We start from the raw sequence: 17771 nt of genomic DNA on the forward strand, positions 1-17771 counted from the left end.
TTTGTGATCAAACCAGACTTTGCAACTTGAGCACGCATGGCGGAATATCTTTGCGTTCCGCAACCCACCGAAGCGGTCGGGCCACCCTGCGATATGTTAAACTTGGAGAGTATGCACCCAATTGGGGCAGCCACGCGGAATGGTATGGAGACGATTTCAAGAACTTCGAGTGAAAGGTGCGTCACGACGCACCCTACTGCACTACTGGTTGACAGATATCGATTCATCAGTCGATAATGAAAAATGTGCTATACAGAATATCAAACTTTATTAGACAGAAGTCAATTCTGCCTATCAATTAGTTATTTGCCAAAGGAGTGCATGAATGGACCCACTGACAACAGTTGGCGCAGGCCTAACTGTACTTGGGTCTAAGGAACTGCTGACAAAGCTCCTTGGACCATCAGCTGATTACGTCGGTGGCGAAATCAAGAATCTCGTCGAGCGGTGCAATATCAACCTCGACAACGTCTTCAGAATCGCACTTCACAAACTAGGTTCGCGAGCAGATGAACCCGGCGTCGTCAATCCTCGCGTGCTCAAACGCGTATTCGACGAAGCTCGCTTGTGCGACGATCCCTTGATGGCGGAGTATCTTGGTGGCGTGCTCGCGTCATCTAAGGGTGACATCGCACGGGATGATCGCGGGACTTTCTACCTCAATGAAATCAACGCCTTATCAACCTATCAGCTGCGGACACACTATCTGATTTATGCCGTAATCGTCCGTTCGCAACGTCCATACGACCAAGACCTCAGCTATTGGTATCAACAGGACACTATTTCGGTGGCAATCCCCGAGTCGGGTTATCTTGCCGGCATGGAGTACTCAACTGATGAGCCAAGCGATGACATTTCGTTTCACTCATTTCTCGGTTTGGAAATGAAAGGCCTTTGCGAACGCGGAATTGAAGTAATCGAACCACAAAAGCAATCTGATTTCGATGTTCCCTTTCGTTTCTACTGGCCAACACGATATGGGTTCGAGCTCTTTTTGTGGGGGCTCGGCTTAGGTAACACTCGCGTTTCATCATACTTCGATCTTGAAACCGACATTGCACTTCCACACGAACCGCCCTTTACAACGCTTGCCATTGAACTTGGCCAGCGATACTTTCACTGATGCGCAGGTGGCCCAGCCGCTTCGGCTGGGGCGATGAAATCGACAAGATGCAGTCATCATGTGTGCCGTTTTGTGATTAAACCAGACTTTGCAACTTGAACACACACGGCGGAATATTTTTTACTCCACAATCCGATAGCAGGGTGGCCCGACCGAATTTGGCGGCTTGTCTTTACCCACATATTTATAAAGTCGTGCCGGGCCACCCTGCGTACAACGTGTCACAATCTACTCGGACATCTCGGCAAACATTTGTTCGGCAGCAGCGCGGATTTCATGGGACGTCATTTCACGTAGTTTAGTCGTTATTCCCCATTCGTGCCCGAAAGGATCACGAACGCGTGCAAAACGCTCGCCCCAGAACACATCTGTTGGTTCCATTAAAACCGTTGAGCCGTTCTTTTTCATCGTTTCCACCATTAAATCACAGTCATCAACGTACAGATGAATCGCCACGCTTGTAGCACCAAGTCGAGTTGGACTTGGTGTGCCACCATGCTCCGGGAGCTCTTCACTGATAAAGAATCGGGAGGCCCCTACTCGAAATTCACAGTGCATGACTCGCCCATCTGGCATGTTTAGCAATAAGTACGGAGTTACGCCAAAAACATCTGAATAAAACGTGACAGCTCTCGTGGCGTCGGTGATGGAGAGATAAGGGACAAACTCGCACTTTTGTAATGAAGGCATATCGCTGTTGACAATCGGGTTATCAGATGTGAGGTTGGTGTGACACGAAAAAATAAATAGACAGACATCGCTTTCCGTCCATTAGTGTTTGACATTTAGTATAATACATGCTGATCGATTATTTATCGATGGGTCAACGCGGCTGGGGCGATAAAATCGAGAAGATGCATTCATCGTGTGTGCCATTTTGTGATCAACGCAGACTTATTAACTTAAAACCTGCATGGTGCCTCGCCTAATTGCTCCGCAACCCGAACGACTCTGCCTGGTCCCCCTGCGATTACTCCTGGCTGCTTAAGGATTTTCGCGTAATGCGGACGAGATGCGGATCATTGTGTGGCCGAGTTCGGAGATGCGTTGTTCGACGCCTTCATCGGAAATGCGAGTTTCGTCAAAATCATTGCCTGTGGCATAAACGAATTTCGGCAATATCAAACAGCGAAAATCGAGCATCAGGCTGTTGGCCAGTCCCATGATAGACATGTAGCTTCCGGTGCCTCCAGCCGCACAGAGAAAGCCGATGACTTTCTCCTGCCAGTTCTGGCCTGTCAATTCGATCAGGTTTTTGAGAGCCGCATTTACGCCGTAATTGTAAATCGGACAGGCGATCAGAATCCCCTCGGCTTCGATGATTTTCTTCGACAATGTCGCCACATGCGGATCGGCGTACGCACCCTCGGCATCGCAAAAAGGGAGAGGGAAATCGCGCAGGTTGATCAGTTCGACCTCCCGTCCCAATGAATGCAGACTCCGCTCTGCGGCTTCTGCCAGGAGTCGGCTTTTACTGGTCGATTTTAAACTGCAGGCGATAACGAGATACATGAGGAATCCGGAATGTTTGGAAAGCGGAAGTTGGAAAGCGGAAAGCCGGTGGCATGACCAGCATTCCTGATTGATTTTATGCAGTTAAGAGAGTGGTCTCAAGTTAGGCATTTGTCTATCTCCCGGGAAGGACTGTCAATGAGCGCACCAGATCGGCTTAAGTTGAACAGGAATGAACGGTTTGAACTGCGATGTGGATTGAATTGATGGTGATGACGATTGAACAGGCGGGTGAGTTTTTGGCGAATCATGGGTTGGCCATTTTTCTGGTGGTCGGTGCATTTCTGGTGATGGTTTACGGGTTGTGGAAGCCGCCATCTTGGATTCATGGGCCGTTTGAATCGTGGATCTCGAAAAAGCTGGAAGCCATCGAACGAGAAGCGCGGGCTCAGGAAATGATTGCCAATTCGACGAAAGCCATTTCCCAGACTGCAGAAGAAATCCGTGAGGCGATCCGTGCACAGGATCGGGATCTGGAAGAAATTTGTCTGAGTAGCCGAAAGTCGTCGGCCTGGTTTGATGCGTGGGGAGAGATCGCCAAGGAGATGTTTCAACGACACATCAACTGAAGAATTGTGCGATGGGTGGCTGGGGTCGCAGCGCAGCCCCCAGATGTTTAAGCGTGGTCATGTGTAATCGCCACGCCCATCACTACGTTCTGGGCGTGCCACCAGATTGAGTAAGAGTGAGAGTTGAATTTTTAAGAAAAGGAGAAAAGAGATGATGTTTGCCAAAGGTGAGTCGAGAGCGTTTGAACTCGACAAAGCGGATTTGTGGAACCTGCTGGTGACGGCTGGATTGTCGGCAGTGGTTGTGTTTGTCGGAAATCTTTCGGAATTGCTGCCGAGTCTCGACACGGATAACGGAGCGATTTCCTTGATACTGACCGGCATCATTGGCCCGGCTCTGGTGACCTTCAAAGATTGGCTGACTGACTATGCCGAGCGTTATTAAGTTATTTGGTTGTTACGGATTCGGTGGCATATGCGTGCTGTTCGGAATCTGTTTTGAGCGAGCAGGATGGCATTGGCTGACTGTTTCTTATGGACTGCTGTCGATCTTGCTGCCATTGGTCTGTTGGCTAAGTACTACGCTGATCAGCCTGTTGAGTTCGCAGTGGAAAACTCTGCTCGATCAATTAATTGCACAACATCTTCAGAACCAGAATTGGGAGGGGCATCAATGAAATTGATTGGAATTGGCTTGCTGGTTTTGGTCCTGGGATGCCTGCCAGCAGGTAATGGGCATCACGCAGATGGAGATCATCAAGATGATCCGAACACATCTGCAGAGACGGCTATCGAACGTGTGCTGAAAAACTATGACGAAGGATTGAAAGCGTTGTTCCTGGAAGTGGCTGACAAATTGGAAACGGGTGAACTGTCGACCGAGATGGAAACCAATCTTTTTCTACAGCAACAGTCGAAAGCCATTCGGGAACACGCTTTCATAATTTTGAATCGCGATGCGGCTGAGATCGGAGGAGAGAAGTGGAGTCCGCAGGTGGCGGCTGAGTATTGGCGGAAACAGGGTTTGAGTGGTCAGTGATGAGAGGCAAATTAGGTTAGTGGTTAGAGATTAGGGGTGAGAGTTTTAATGATAGCTCGAAGCCCTCTGGTCACTAGCCTCTGGACAGACAGTATGTCGTAGGAAACGAAAAGGAAAACAGAGAGTGACAGAATCAATTGAACGAGCAAAAGGTTGGCGGAATGATCTTGAAGATCAGACGTTTTTGTACGGGGCGGCTGTGAAGTTTTCGTATTTGAAAGCGGCGGAGTTGCCGGAAAAGGTGGATCCGCGAGGGAAGATTGAGGTGAAAGATCAGGGGCAGGTAGGAGCTTGTTCCGGTTTCTCCCGGTCCTATTGTATGGAGGCTTTGTCCAATGGAATTGGTGGGCAGGGAATTTCGTTCTCGCCGATGTTCAGCTATCTGACCGGACAGAAGGCTGACAATCTCCTGGGAAGCGATACAGGAGCGACGATCAGCGGCGGTATCAAGGCTTCCCGACAATATGGGAATTGTCCAGATCATCTGTTTCCTTTTCCCGGACGATATGTCTCCACGATTCCCGAGGCTTGCTGGGAGGCTGCTGAGCAGCACCAGTTGTTAGCGCATACGCCTGTGAACTCCGCTGAAGAATGTCGACTGGCGATTGGATCTGGATATCCGATTTATTTGGGAATCCTGTGGGATCAGTCGATGGATAAGCCTGTGTTGGATACGTATCGCGTACAGAATAACGGAGGCGGGCATGCGATTTGTCTTCTGGGTTATGAGGGAGATTACTTCTACATGCTCAATAGCTGGTCTGATCGATGGGGTAATCGCGGCTGGGCGAAATGGCATGCCCGTGCGGTCGATTCGATGATTCGTTCACGGTATTCAGAGTTCTTTGCCGTCTCTGAGATTGAGCAACCGGAACCTCGTTCCTGGAAGTATGACACCATGCAAATACTGGGTTAAACACGATTCGACATTCCTGTCAGAATTGCCAGAATGGAGATGAAATGTCATGCTCAGATGTGTGAACAGCTTTTAATACTGAATGGCAGAGCTTGAGTATCATCAGGCGAAGGAGTCATCGTGACAAGAATCAACTTTAGACGGACGACCTTTTGTATCCTGACATCTCTAATGGTTGCATCATCCGCTGCATGGATGCAGGCTGCAGAGAAACCGAATGTCTTGTTCATTGCGGTTGATGATTTGCGAGTTGAGTTGGGATGTTATGGCGATACTGTCGTGAAATCCCCCAATATCGACAAGCTGGCCAGTCGGGGGCTTTTGTTTGAACAGGCTTATTGTCAGCAGGCGGTTTGCAATCCGTCTCGCGCTTCAATGTTGACTGGGTTGGGACTTGACACCTTGCAGATTCACGATTTGCCAACTCATTTTCGGGAACGGGTTCCCGATGTAGTGACGTTGCCGCAACATTTTATGCAATCGGGTTATGAAACACGGGATGTTGGCAAGATATTCCATAACTGGATTCAGGTTGAATACAAAGGAGATGCTGCTTCCTGGTCTGTGCCAGCTGTGATGCATTTTAATTCACATGGCAATGACAAGCCGCTCGTTGAAGGGAAGTTGCCCAGGAATCTATCCGAGGTGCCCCGAACAGAAATGATGGATGTCCCGGATGAAGCTTACTTTGATGGCCGCATCGCTCAATTAGCGGTCGAGGCAATGAACGAGGTGAAGGACGAACCGTTTTTTCTGGCGGTTGGATTCTGGAAACCTCATGCGCCGTTCAATCCGCCGAAGAAATACTGGGATCTTTATGAACGGAGTGAGATTGAACTGGCGATGAATCGAGATCAACCGACAAACGTGCCAGGTATTGCCATGCACGATGGTCGGGAAATTCTCAGAGGCTTCAAAGATCGTCCCGACGGGCGACCGACTCTGGAAGAGGAGCGAGCCTTGCGGCATGGATATTATGCGGCGACCAGTTTTGTCGATGCACAAATTGGAAAAGTGCTCGATGAATTGGATCGTCTCAAATTGCGGGAGAGTACACTTGTCGTATTCTGGTCCGATCACGGATTTCATCTGGGCGAGAAAACACTCTGGGCGAAGACATCCAATTTCGAACTCGATGCCCGTGTTCCGATGATTATTTCTCTTCCTGGACAAACCGAGGCAATGCGAACGTCAGCGATTGTCGAGTTGCTGGATGTCTACCCGACACTTGTCGATCTGTGCGGACTCGAACAACCTGCCAGCGGCCTGGAAGGTGTGAGTTTACGACCTTTATTTGAGGATCCTGCAGGAAGCGTTCAAGCTGCCGCTTTGACGCAGCATTGTCGACCGGCTTATCCGAAACCGGGTGAAGCCCCAGAGGCGATGGGATATTCGATTCGGACTCCTCGCTTCCGTTATACCGAATGGCGAGACTATGAAGATGGTTCCGTGATCGCGACTGAGTTGTACGATCACGAGAATGATCCACAGGAAATGAAGAATGTCATTGGCTCGAAACTAGGGAAACGGGAGCAACCGAAATTGCGGGCTTTACTTGATCAAACCAGATCGCGTCAATAAGAGAAACCATGCAATAAATGCAGTGTTGACTGCATACCGATAGCAGAGTCGGCCAGGACGCCACCGGTTTGCTCATGATTCCTTCGATTTATTGAATTGTTGAATCCGGTATTATTTCCAATGGAGCAGGGCGACCAAAGTAGTATCCCTGGAAGAGTTGAAAGCCCATTTCCCGGCAGACTTCGCTGTCTTCGCCATTATCAATACCTTCAGCGAGTGTAATGATATTGTTCTCATGACAGACGTTAACAAGAGATTGCACCATTGCTCGGTGTTGTGTGGATGCTGTTGCAAGTCCGTCGACAATTGTGCGATCGAATTTGACGATATTTGGTGGAACTTCTGTCAATTCTTTTAGTCGAGACTGCCCCGCTCCGAAATCATCGTAGGCGATTTCGATGTCTAAATCCTTCAATCGTGCCTGAAACTCTCGGATTGTTGCCAAGTCGGGAACAGCTGCTTCATGGATTTCGAGAACGATGCTCCAATCCCCAACCCATGAGCGTAAATTCGACAGTGAGTTAATCAATTTCTGCCCGAGTTGTTCATTCGGATGAGTATTCAGAAAGAGCCGTTTGGCGGGATGTTGTGGCGCAATTGCCATCGCTGCTTTGTAACGAGCGGCATCACTTAATCGTTCTGCGAGCCCGAGTCGAGAAGCGATTTCGAACAACATGATTGGCGATTCGAAGCCAGCAATATGGCATCTCAACAAAGCTTCGACGCCGTATAACGAATCCCCTACAGCAGTGACAATCGGCTGGAAGACCATGCGGAATTGCTGCTCCTGGACGACCTGATTCATCTTCGAGATCTGCCAACCAGTTTCAGGTTCATCAAAGACAATCGTCTGGTCGTTACGTTGCTCCTGATGGCGTCCCAGTTGGAATTCCATATCGGCAAATTGCAGATAATCGCTCGCAGCCAATGGGGTATCGACAATGATGCGATTCCCGTTGACGAACGTTCCATTCGTGCTGTTCATATCGCGGACAAAGATTTTATCGCCGACGGTGATCAGTTGTGCGTGCTGTCCCGAGACTTTCTGGGAGCCAATACTGCAATCGTTGGTGTTACGTCGACCAATCGTGAAAGGAGAACGCGTAATTGCGACGCGGGATGTGCTGGCATCCGGCTGAAAACAGCCTTCAAGAAACCAGTCCACGTGCGACTCGTGACTCCCTGATTTTATACCATTCTTTTCCATAATGTCGTTGATAATCATGACTTTTACCTTCTCAGGATTGCTTCAGGTGTTTGTCGGAAACGTACTTCGTATTCACGAAGAGAGCCAACGCAGTGTTTAATTGTCTAAATTTTGATTCGAGGAAATGTTCGCTCTTCCATTCACTACGATTTGAGCCGAAAGACTCGATCGGATTGTCCGCCTGATTTTTCCGGAAAGACGTTCATCTTCTTCAATCCCTGTGTCACTTCGATATCCTGTGCCAGCGATGAAGAGAGCAGTAATCCATCGGCGACTACTCGTTCGAGCATTTGATTCGCAGTGGTGACGGAGCGTCCGAAATAATCCATTTGACCATTCATGGTCGTCGTCATGGTGGTGCCTCGATGTAAAGTGACGCCGAGTGCCATCTTGAATTCTCTGGTCTGTTGTTCTTTCAGCAGGGTATGAGTCAACTCCAGTGCATCATTCGTTTCTGGGAACGCGGCTAGAATACGATCTTCCGCTTGCTTGATGACCTGTCCGCGACAGGCAACAACTGACTGACACAACTTTTCAAATTTCTGCGACAACATCCGAAATGCACCAGATTCACTGGAAGCTTCGAACAAGGCTTCGAGATCAGTGATGCGAATCCCGAGTAATGTACAGGTTGTGTAATCGGTCAGTTGTTCTCGGGAAAGAACTTCATCTGGGAACAGTTCTCGGAACATCGCAATTCGGCTTGCATCGGCTGCAGTCAGAACATTCTGATTGAGAACGGTTCTTTCCAGTCGAACCAGCAATGGTATTTCATATCCGTTTTCGAGTGTGAAAAGTTGACGACCAGCCTGGAGTCTTGTTTTGCAGCGAGTGTCAAACTTTTGAGAGAGTTTCAGTGAAGTTCGGATCGCCCCCTGATTCGATTCGGCAATAAATTGTGCGGTGTACGGAAGTTGTGGTCCTCGCAATGTGTAAGTGCCGGCGTCCAATGCGAGATCGAATTCGAGTTTTTCACCCGGAGACATCCGCGCCTGAGCGACGACATGCGGAGCATGTTCGGGACCGCCAATGCAATAAGTCTTCAAATCGGCTTTGCGGATTTCCGGATGAACTCGGAAAAAAAGCTCGATTGCGTTCTGAAAGTCGGTTTCAAATTCCAGGTCACAGGCTTCGCAGTAAGAGTGTTTGTCGATGTCAGCGATGGTGTCTTTAATGTCCGATGAGATTCGGCATGTCGGGCAAAGGATATCCCAGTGCAATTCGAGCAGACCAACTGTGCACGCCTGCAGGCAGGTTTCGGAAAACATCTGTTTGTCCAATCCCCACTTTTCTGCAATCGCATACGGGCGAATTCGTGCGAGTTCCTGAGCAGGAGAATCTGTCAGATGCCGGATTAAATAATCAAGAGATTCCTGGTCCACTTGTGTTGAATCCAGTCGTTCAACGCGAGACTGTATCCGCTGCTGGATTGATCTGGTGAGCTTGGCGGGAGACTCAAAAGGATCTTCCAGGTTGACCTGTTTTGATTTCTTCGCGATGACAGAATCAATCCGCTTGTAAACCTGATCGAGGTTTTTGCGGCCTTTGACGTTGACTTCAAGGTGAGCCAGGAAGCGTCCCAACATGCCTCGCGTGGCTACGCGGACTCGATGCAGTAATTTTGTGCCACCATCCGATAAGGGCTGTAGTTCGACAATGCTGGCAAACCAGTGAAATGGGCCATTCTTGAATTCGCGAAGAACTCCTAGGCGTTTTCCTTCCACCCATTCAAAGGGATGTTCTTCCCAAGTGAGTTTAGAGAAGCCCAATTTGAAAGACCCGAATCTTCGTAGCTGCCCATTCTCGTCCCGTTCCGTTTGATAATCGACAGACGGTAAACCGATTGCCTGATTGATGCGTTCGGTATTGGAGACATGTGGCCAGAGTTCTTGTGGAGTCGATTTCAAATCCCATTCCCAGACGGCTTCTGTGATTTGAGACTTAACCTCAGGCACGATGGGATGAATGGCCACATCGTTGGTTTCTCCACGCAATAATCGATCGATTTCATCGCGTAAATGAGCCCCATCGGCAAAGCGTTGATCGGGAGTTTTCTGCAGGCAGCGTTCAATGAGAGCAGCCACGCCATCGCTGACTTCGGGATTGTGCTTACGAATATCGGGTGCTTCTTCGAAGCTGTGCATCGTAATCAGTTTGACCGGATCGGGAGCCTGGAACGGCGGCCTGCCAGCCAGTATTTGAAACAGGGTGATACCCAATGCGTAAATGTCGGTCGCCGGACTGATTTTGTACTGTCCTGAGCATTGTTCCGGCGAGAGATAATACGGGGTGCCAAGCATGGCTCCCGTTTTGGTCATCGCCATCGATTCGGACTGGTCAACGTGCCGAGCCAGACCGAAGTCGGTCAACTTGACCATCGGATGATGACCGCCGCGAATCAATTCGGATAACGTATGGACCGCTTCCTGTCCGGGAACTTCTTCAACAACCAGCATCACATTAGCGGGTTTGATATCACGATGAACAATGCCGCGTGAGTGGGCTTCGGCCAGGGCATCGCAGATGTCTCGAATGATCCCCAGCGCCAAGTACTCGGAAAGTTTTCGTTCGACGGCCAGCAGAACTTTGAGATCGATCCCGTTGACATAGTCCATCACGAGGTAAAAAACGCCATTCCATTCGCCCGCATCTCTCAAATTAGAAACGTGAGGATGATTTACCTCGCCAAGCAGTTTGGCTTCTTTTTCAAAACGACGGACGGCATCCAGATCAGGTTCCGCATCTTGAGTAAGTACTTTGATAGCGACTTTGGAGTTGTCACGTTCATCAATACCGAGATAGACCGCACCCATCCCGCCAGCACCCAACTTTTTGATGATCCGGTAAGTACCAATTTGCTGAAGTTGTTGGGCATTCCGCGAAACGGGAGCCATGCCGTGCGATATCCGGGGATCAGTTTCAATCTGCCCTGTAACTTCGCAATTATCAATCTCGTCAACGCCGTTTTTCACGAAATGTGAACTGGCATTGGTGTGGTCCAGATTGGTGACTGTCATATTGGTAAACTCTCCATGAGCACGCTAGATCCAAGTTTGATCTGTATTCAAACTTAGTTCGCAGGAGAGCTATTGACGGGAAATGCCTATCTGGGAAGACATAATTACGACGATTTCTAAAGATCGTGGCGAAGTTTTCGATTCTGAGGATTTATTGCATCAATTCGGTCATACGCTTGGTCAGAGGTGAACAATTCGTGAGTTTTGACTCTCGGCTGATCACCTATCAATGATTGCGCACAATTTAGATGGAAGGACAATTCCAAACTGGTCGAATAGCGGATTGCTACCCAACCTGTGTCATTGAACTCTGTTTGCAACAAATAAGTTATCTTCGCAAATCTACTGAGAAGGATGTATTGCTGGCCACGGGAAGCACGGGCGAGTTACGTTGTTTTCGCCAGCCGTAGGCGTTGCCGCCGGGGTAGTAGACGAATCCGAGGTAGTAGACGAATCCGAGGTAGGCATCGACGGTCCCCGTATCGGAAGGTGTGATGAAGTTCGCCTCTCCGAAAAGTGCGATATGACTATTGAGCGGGACGTGAAAGTCGGCTCCGTAAATCAGTACATTCGGTGTGCGACTCTGGTCTCCCAAAGCGAAATTGTTCTGAGCATGACTTTCCGCCATTCCCAGCCAGATCGAAGTTTCCGACTGATTATCCCACGTCTGACGATAAAACAGACTCCCCTGAGCAATCGATTCCAGTTCGACCGGGATCGCTCCCCAGGTTTCAGTCGCATTTGTCAGTGGCAATATTCCGTAGAAGCCGACTTCGCGATCGGGAGCCATCCGATAGCTCACGCGACCGCGAGTCTGACTGAGAGAAAACTGATCGTAATCATCTTCCGCCAGATAATCGTAGACTGCTCCCCACGTCCAGCCGGTTTCCGACTTCTGAAATAGACCGAATGTTGTGAACGACTGTGTACGGGCACTGGCTCCCTGAACACGGGATGTCACACGAACGGCATGATCGCCTCTGCAATAATCGCCGTTCCGACCTGCAGGCCCAGGCCCCACTCCGGGACAATGATCGAGCCATAATTGACATGCACCCGGGTTCCCATGTGGGCATTGACCCCGAAATCCTGAGGCTGCTTGGAACCTTCCAGCCCGGCGAAGAATTCCAGAACATCCATCCAACTGCTTTCGCAGCAGTTCTCCAGGCACTCATCATAACTGACATTCGTCAATAATTCAGACTCAATACTTTCAGCAAAACCGGACTGGCAAATTGATGAAACTGACATGTAAACAACTGCAATTATAAACGCACGCATCACACTATCCGTATTTACTAGGGAAAAACCCTGGCCATTGAATAACCATTATTTTCCATCGGCCAGTTGCAATTGGTAAAAATTGAATTTTTTGATTCAATTCATGCGTCCGCTACAATCGTTAAACTCGCAAAAGATGTGGTCTTGTGTATACACTCCGCTAAGTGCGGCTGAATGCAGGTATCTGAAGAAAGGGCACAAAAAAACGCTCGTCCTCAAAGATTGAGGGCGAGCGTTTCAATTGGATACCGAAGGCGGGACTCGAACCCGCACGGGGTTTACCCCCATCGGATTTTGAATCCGACGCGTCTGCCATTCCGCCACTTCGGCTCTGTGCAAGAGTCGAAAACTAACGTATTTTCTGCGAAACTACAAGCATAAATGCTGAATGGATCGGGTTAGATCGTTCAGTTCATGTTCGATACATCAATCCATATTATGTTCATCGATTTCTGCCATTCCCTTTCGTAGTGACTCGATGCGGATTATTGTGAGGAGACCATCGGTCGAATGACCAATGGAATAACTCGATGATTTCAACACTCAGGAATTCTTATCGATGAATTTACTCTCATTTATCTTCTGTCTGATGGCTGCTCTGGCTTCTTGTTCGAACTCGACTGCCAGTGAGCAGCCGAACATTATTTTTATCCTCTCGGATGATATCGCTCAGGGAGATCTGGGTTGCTACGGTCAGAAACGGATTCAAACTCCCCATTTGGATCAGATGGCTGCCGAAGGGACACGTTACCTGCAGGCTTATTGTGGAACGTCTGTCTGTGCGCCATCTCGTTCTTCCCTGATGACGGGCCTGCATATGGGACATTGTCCGATTCGAGCGAATCGCGAGATTCAGCCGGAAGGTCAAATGCCAATGCCGGCCAACACTTATACGGTTGCAAAGCATCTTAAATCTCAGGGTTATGCCACTGCCTGCATCGGCAAGTGGGGCATGGGCATGTTCGATACCACGGGTAGCCCAGCCAAGTTGGGGTTCGATCATTTTTATGGATACAACTGCCAGCGACACGCTCACAGTTACTTCCCGACTTATCTCTACAACGACGACCAACGTTTCGAACTTCCCGGTAACACCGGCAAACCGGGGCGGGGGAAATCTTATGCTCAAAATTATCTTGCTGATGAAACGATTCGCTGGATCGACGAGCAGGATGCCAGCCCCTTCTTTTTATTTTATGCAGCGACCTTGCCGCATGGACGTTATGAGATCGATGATCAGGGAATTTATTCTGAAAAAGACTGGAGCGAGTTGCAAAAGAACTACGCGGCTATGGTCACTCGCTTCGACAGCGATGTCGGACGCATTCTCGATCTGCTGCGAAAAAAAGGGATCGCCAAAAACACATTGGTCATCTTCTCCGGCGATAATGGTTCGTCATTTAATCCCAATTCCGAAATTGGAAAACTGTTTGATCAGACTATGGATGGTCAATTGCGTGGCTACAAACGAGGCATGTATGAAGGAGCCTTACGCCAGGCGGCCATTTCCTGGTGGCCGGGTACCGTGCCCGCCGGTCGTGTCACTGAAGAGCCCTGGGCCTTCTGGGATTTTCTCCCGACCGTTGTCGAATTAACGAATTCCGAACTTCCAGGTGATGTTCGTTCTGATGGAAAGTCGCTGGTCAGTTTTCTCAAAGGGGGATCTGCTCCCGAACGTGATTATTTTTACTGGGAATTGCATGAAGGAAAATCGATTCAGGCGATTCGTTTCGCTAACTGGAAAGCCGTCCGCAATGGACCGTCTCTGCCGATCGAACTGTATAATCTCGAAACAGATACTGGAGAAGAACACAATCTTGCAAATGAGAAACCAGATCTTGTCAAAAAAGCAGAACGCATGATGGCCGATGCTCGCGAAGAAGATCCCAATTGGCCACTACGAGATGCGAAGCCAAAGCGTAAACCGAATTAGTGGCTAGTGAAAAGAACCCTCAACTCTTAACTTTCAACTCTCAACACTCCCCAGGAAAGAATCGAAATGTCTGGACGCCCTCCTATGCCCTCGACCCCGCAAGAAGAGCCAAGTATCAAATTGCACGAAGGCTGGCATTGTCTGCACATTTATTATCAGGTGAATCAACGGGAGTTGAAGAACCTGTCCAAAAAACAGTGTCGACGAGGCATTCAGCAGGTTATCGAAATCCTGAATCCAGAACGTGCTGGAGTTCCAGAACGGATGCAGGTGTTTGCCACTTCCGGGCATCGGGCAGACCTGGGATTGATGCTGATGGATCCTGATCCGCTGGTGATTGACACGATCTGTCAGGAACTCCGTTCTTCCGAACTGGGAACGGTTTTGCAGCCGACGTATTCGTTCGTCTCTTTGACGGAAATTTCCGAGTATGTGCCGACTCTCGAACAGTTCTCTGAAAAACTGATTCGCGAAGGGGCCAATCCTGAAGACGACATGTTCAAAGCTCGTGTTCGCGGCTACGAACAACGTCTGCCGGCTATGAACAAGCAACGAATCTATCCCGAAATCCCACCATACCCCGTGCACTGTTTTTACCCGATGAACAAGATTCGTGATCCGCACGCGAACTGGTTCGATCTGCCGTTCAGTGCCCGTTCGGAATTGATGGCCGAGCATGCCACTTCGGGAATCAAATTCGCCGGGAAAGTATCCCAGTTGATCACTGCATCCACCGGATTTGACGACTGGGAATGGGGCGTCACCTTGTGGGCCCGTAATCCGATTCACGTGAAAGATATCGTCTATACGATGCGATTCGACAAAGCCTCTGCCCGTTACGCGGAATTCGGTCCGTTTTACATCGGCTATGTCATGTCAGCAGCTGAGGTTCTGAAGCATGTGCGGATTGATGCCTGAGAATGCATAGATCACACATTGCTGACAGACACCGGCTTGAGTAAATGACTCTGAGGTAGGGTGGGGCCTGCCCCACCATGCTGGTGGGATGGGTTCCTGTTTTGATTGTTATGATATTGAATACATCAATTGTAACCGTTCATGAATCTTAGTGGATTCGAGCGTTCATTCTTTGTATTCCAATAACAAGGGAGGGTGGCGGGGGCGCTCTCGCAGAGAAGCCCCCGAGACATTGAACGATCGGGGGCTTCCGCTGAAGCGGAGCGCCCCCGCCACCCGCAATTTTAGGCTCAGTTCAAGTGCTTTCTGGCAGAGAGCGTACAACCACGCGTCGTCCGCGAACTTCAATAATTTCCACTGGAGATTTCGCGGCGATGTAAGGGCCTTGCGTGACGACATCGACGAGTTCATTCTCGAATCGAGCTTTGCCGGAAGGTCGGAGAATCGTCGTGGCCACTCCCTGCTTCCCGACGAATAAGCCAGACTTTCCATCTGCAAGATCAGGGCGCAATTGTAGAGTGTCGGTATCTCCAGCATGCTTCCGAATTGGTGGGACTAATACGATGTGCCTCAACAGTGGGATTTGAGGCAAATACTTATTGATAAACATCGACGAGACAATCACCGCCGCGAGCGGAACGAGAAGTATCGTGACCGCCTCCACAAACTTCTGAGAGTTCACTTCCGGCTCGATATTATTGAAGGTTTCGCTGGCCAGAATCAGCGAAAGGACCATCAGCAAGCCTCCCGAAACGCCAAAGACACCAAAGCCCGGGATGACGAATATTTCCATCAGAATGCAGGCGATGCCCATCATGAATAACACGATTTCCAGCCCGGTCGCTGTCCCTCCGAGATAACGACTCCAGAAGAAAATCCCAAAACAGAGAGCCGAACAGATCCCGAAAATTCCCACCATAAAATGCAGTTCGATATAAATGCAGATGATCGCCACAAACAGGAGAAAACCTGTAATGAATGGATCGTTTAGCAGGTAAATCAGGGAATCAACCCAAGTGCGGCCGACAGCATCGAGTTCAACATCAGCGGGGATGTTGAGTCGATCTTTGAGATCATCGAGATCGTTCACGACACCTGCCGCGATTTTTAATTCGACTGCTCGATCATCCTGCAAAGTCAGCAGCAGTCCCTTAGCCGACTCGGGGACAATTGGACCTTTAATCCATTCGCCGTTGGACTTCTCGATATCGGCTTCGGTGAGATACCAGACACGACCTGTCTCTCGATGCGTCACCTGAAAGACTTCGAGGTCTTTGAACGACATCGCCTCAAGAATCGCAGGCGGACGCTTCTTCCGTTCGGCCAGTGAAATCAACGTCTGTCGTAAAGGGCTGAGTAATTTTTCGGGGACTCGTTCAAAGGCTCCGTCGAACTCCTGGCGAATCACACCGGCATCACCGATTTGGCCATCGGGTCCCATGTAGATTTCATCACAACCCAATGCGGTGATGGCTGCAGAACTGATCGCGTGATCGGGAACGTAAGCAACAGTGCGAACATTTTTCTCTTCAAGATCCGCGATCATATTCGCGAGGTTGGTTCCAGACATTAAATACCCACCGGGGGATTCAATCCGGAAGATAATAATCTCTGCATTTTCGGCCAAAGCTCGATCGATCTGTCGTTGAATGAAGGCTTCGAGGACGGGATCGATGATGTCGGTCACATCGATTAACTTAACGACCGAGGACTCCCCCTGCCCATGTTTTTCACGCAGGCTTTGTGGATCGATACCATAGAGGTTGGCCAGTTCCGGTTGGGAATCAATCGTGTGGGAAACGAGAATTCCTAACTCGCGAGCTTCTCGCCCAGAGAACAATCCCCTTTGACCTTTATCCTTAATCACTTCAACATCGGTAATCGCCAGTCCGTTATCCCGCAGGACTTTTGCCTGCTGTTCGGTAACGACTCGCTTTTCTGTCATGCCATCTTTTTCGACAGTGGCTACCAGCAGCGACACTTGTGGATTAAGCATGCCGAGAACGAGATCGCGATTCAGTCGGAGGTTGTGCCTTTTTTCTGCCAGTGAGAGTACGAGTTGTTCTTCATCCGGCTCGACCGGTTTACCCCGACCGATATCTCCCAATTCAGCATCGGGATGCATCACAATTTCCTGGCATCCCAGTGCGACGACCACATTGTTTCCTGTGACCGTTTCCGGAACCCAGGCAATAGTGGTGACACGATCGATTTTCGAGGAAGTCAGAAACTTAGCCAAGCCATGCACCTGATAAAACTCGCTTTGCCCGGCTCGAATTTCCAGGATCAGAAACGCAGGGCGATTTTCGACCCGAGCCAGTTCCTGAAGTTTTAATGCGGTGTTGCGGACATTGCGGAAAATACTGTCATCGACCGGACTCCGGACAGTGACATACAAGGCGAGAGGCGTTTTATTCGCTTTCTCCTTTTTCTCATCAGCCGCACCTTCCTCCACCACTTCGCCAGCGGGTTCTTCAGCGGCTGGAGCCGGTTTAAGAGCCGGTTTTTCGTCGGCTCGCACAGAAGTCGACAGCATTCCCAGCAGACACATGATCAGCGAAGCCAGTAATGCCTGAGGGAAATTGCATCGATTCGTGGCTGGTCGTAATTCACAGACCATTATTGCTTTCTCTCCGTTAATAAATCAACAAGTCAATCACTTGTTATTCTCACAGTTCCCGACCCGAAAATCCAGTATCACTTATAAATGATAGGAATCAGGACCGTCTGAGAGC

General features: G+C 49.5%; 15 protein-coding genes and 1 tRNA gene. 8 read left to right on the top strand and 8 right to left on the bottom strand.

The genetic code is table 11. The features are described 5' to 3' along the window. Nucleotides 1-325: 325 nt before the first annotated feature. Nucleotides 326-1123, top strand: a complete 798-nt coding sequence (locus Pan54_RS22470) for a hypothetical protein (protein WP_146505690.1) — start codon at nucleotides 326-328, stop codon at nucleotides 1121-1123. 228 nt (nucleotides 1124-1351) lie between these two features. Here Pan54_RS22470 and Pan54_RS22475 read toward each other — a convergent pair whose 3' ends face one another. Both Pan54_RS22475 and Pan54_RS22480 read right to left on the bottom strand, forming a co-directional pair. Further along, the gene (locus Pan54_RS22475; protein WP_146505691.1) at nucleotides 1352-1813 is read right to left on the bottom strand and encodes a VOC family protein; all 462 of its coding nucleotides are present in this window, start codon (nucleotides 1811-1813) and stop codon (nucleotides 1352-1354) included. Nucleotides 1814-2107: 294 nt separating this feature from the next. After that, entirely contained in the window at nucleotides 2108-2635 is a 528-nt protein-coding gene (locus Pan54_RS22480; RefSeq protein ID WP_146505692.1) for an NADPH-dependent FMN reductase, read from the bottom strand. A gap of 191 nt (nucleotides 2636-2826) precedes the next feature. On the opposite strand from Pan54_RS22480, the gene Pan54_RS22485 reads away from it, so the two are divergent. The 5 genes from Pan54_RS22485 to Pan54_RS22505 all read left to right on the top strand — a co-directional run bounded on the left by Pan54_RS22485 (nucleotide 2827) and on the right by Pan54_RS22505 (nucleotide 6680). Next, entirely contained in the window at nucleotides 2827-3204 is a 378-nt protein-coding gene (locus Pan54_RS22485) for a hypothetical protein (RefSeq protein ID WP_146505693.1), read from the top strand. A gap of 151 nt (nucleotides 3205-3355) precedes the next feature. Further along, on the top strand, nucleotides 3356-3589 hold the full coding sequence (locus Pan54_RS22490; protein WP_146505694.1) for a hypothetical protein: 234 nt from the start codon (nucleotides 3356-3358) through the stop codon (nucleotides 3587-3589). 72 nt (nucleotides 3590-3661) lie between these two features. Then, complete coding sequence (locus Pan54_RS22495; protein ID WP_165441927.1) at nucleotides 3662-4183, top strand: hypothetical protein; 522 nt, start codon at nucleotides 3662-3664, stop codon at nucleotides 4181-4183. A 124-nt stretch (nucleotides 4184-4307) separates the two neighbouring features. Next, nucleotides 4308-5099, top strand: coding sequence for a C1 family peptidase (locus tag Pan54_RS22500; RefSeq protein WP_146505696.1), 792 nt, complete (start codon nucleotides 4308-4310; stop codon nucleotides 5097-5099). A 171-nt stretch (nucleotides 5100-5270) separates the two neighbouring features. Continuing rightward, the gene (locus Pan54_RS22505; RefSeq protein ID WP_146505697.1) at nucleotides 5271-6680 is read left to right on the top strand and encodes a sulfatase; all 1410 of its coding nucleotides are present in this window, start codon (nucleotides 5271-5273) and stop codon (nucleotides 6678-6680) included. Nucleotides 6681-6768: 88 nt separating this feature from the next. Here the strand turns inward: Pan54_RS22505 and Pan54_RS22510 are convergent, their stop codons facing one another. The 5 genes from Pan54_RS22510 to Pan54_RS22530 all read right to left on the bottom strand — a co-directional run bounded on the left by Pan54_RS22510 (nucleotide 6769) and on the right by Pan54_RS22530 (nucleotide 12515). Continuing rightward, a complete protein-coding gene (locus Pan54_RS22510) occupies nucleotides 6769-7905 on the bottom strand; it encodes an EAL domain-containing protein (protein ID WP_146505698.1) in 1137 nt (378 codons plus the stop codon). 125 nt (nucleotides 7906-8030) lie between these two features. Further along, the gene (locus Pan54_RS22515) at nucleotides 8031-10904 is read right to left on the bottom strand and encodes a protein kinase domain-containing protein (protein WP_146505699.1); all 2874 of its coding nucleotides are present in this window, start codon (nucleotides 10902-10904) and stop codon (nucleotides 8031-8033) included. Nucleotides 10905-11232: 328 nt separating this feature from the next. Further along, nucleotides 11233-11865, bottom strand: coding sequence for a DUF6666 family protein (locus Pan54_RS22520; RefSeq protein WP_146505700.1), 633 nt, complete (start codon nucleotides 11863-11865; stop codon nucleotides 11233-11235). Next, nucleotides 11862-12155, bottom strand: coding sequence for a hypothetical protein (locus Pan54_RS22525; protein WP_146505701.1), 294 nt, complete (start codon nucleotides 12153-12155; stop codon nucleotides 11862-11864). Before Pan54_RS22525 ends, Pan54_RS22520 begins: the two co-directional genes overlap by 4 nt. 276 nt (nucleotides 12156-12431) lie before the next feature. Beyond that, a tRNA-Leu gene (locus Pan54_RS22530) sits at nucleotides 12432-12515 on the bottom strand. Between the two features lie 229 nt (nucleotides 12516-12744). Here Pan54_RS22530 and Pan54_RS22535 point away from each other — a divergent pair. Together Pan54_RS22535 and hemQ are read left to right on the top strand one after the other, a co-directional pair. After that, the gene (locus Pan54_RS22535) at nucleotides 12745-14118 is read left to right on the top strand and encodes an arylsulfatase (RefSeq protein ID WP_146505702.1); all 1374 of its coding nucleotides are present in this window, start codon (nucleotides 12745-12747) and stop codon (nucleotides 14116-14118) included. A gap of 66 nt (nucleotides 14119-14184) precedes the next feature. Next, nucleotides 14185-15036, top strand: a complete 852-nt coding sequence (gene hemQ / locus Pan54_RS22540) for a hydrogen peroxide-dependent heme synthase (RefSeq protein WP_146505703.1) — start codon at nucleotides 14185-14187, stop codon at nucleotides 15034-15036. A gap of 295 nt (nucleotides 15037-15331) precedes the next feature. Here the strand turns inward: hemQ and Pan54_RS22545 are convergent, their stop codons facing one another. Continuing rightward, nucleotides 15332-17656: an NfeD family protein gene (locus Pan54_RS22545; RefSeq protein ID WP_146505704.1), complete on the bottom strand. Its 2325-nt coding sequence runs from the start codon at nucleotides 17654-17656 to the stop codon at nucleotides 15332-15334. Nucleotides 17657-17771 lie beyond the last annotated feature (115 nt).

The organism is Rubinisphaera italica, assembly GCF_007859715.1.
Classification (GTDB): domain Bacteria; phylum Planctomycetota; class Planctomycetia; order Planctomycetales; family Planctomycetaceae; genus Rubinisphaera; species Rubinisphaera italica.